At 48.4% G+C, this 252-nt stretch carries 1 pseudogene; it reads left to right on the plus strand.

The window, feature by feature from the left end:
* Window positions 1–95: 95 nt before the first annotated feature.
* Window positions 96–252 (plus strand): annotated as a pseudogene (gene araD / locus BLA28_RS34645) (L-ribulose-5-phosphate 4-epimerase); the annotation flags it as partial.

The raw sequence follows: 252 nt of genomic DNA on the forward strand, positions 1-252 counted from the left end.
TTGCAAAGTACGCAATCTAAGGACCGGCGTTTTTAGAAGGCCTTTGCAGGGTATACAGACTGTCTCTTTTAACCATCTAAATGTGTATAAGAGACAACTCCTATGCCAACAGCTGGGCCCAGGCAGGTAGAAGGAATCCCTGCTTCGGAACCACCCCTGCGGATTAACTTTACGGAGAGGTTCCCTGCCTGCGCTGCCTGACCAAAGAAGAAATCGAAGACGCCTATGAGGAAAATACAGGACATCTTATCG

The sequence above is a fragment of the Eisenbergiella tayi genome (assembly GCF_001881565.1).
In the GTDB taxonomy this organism is placed as follows: Bacteria; Bacillota; Clostridia; order Lachnospirales; family Lachnospiraceae; genus Eisenbergiella; species Eisenbergiella tayi.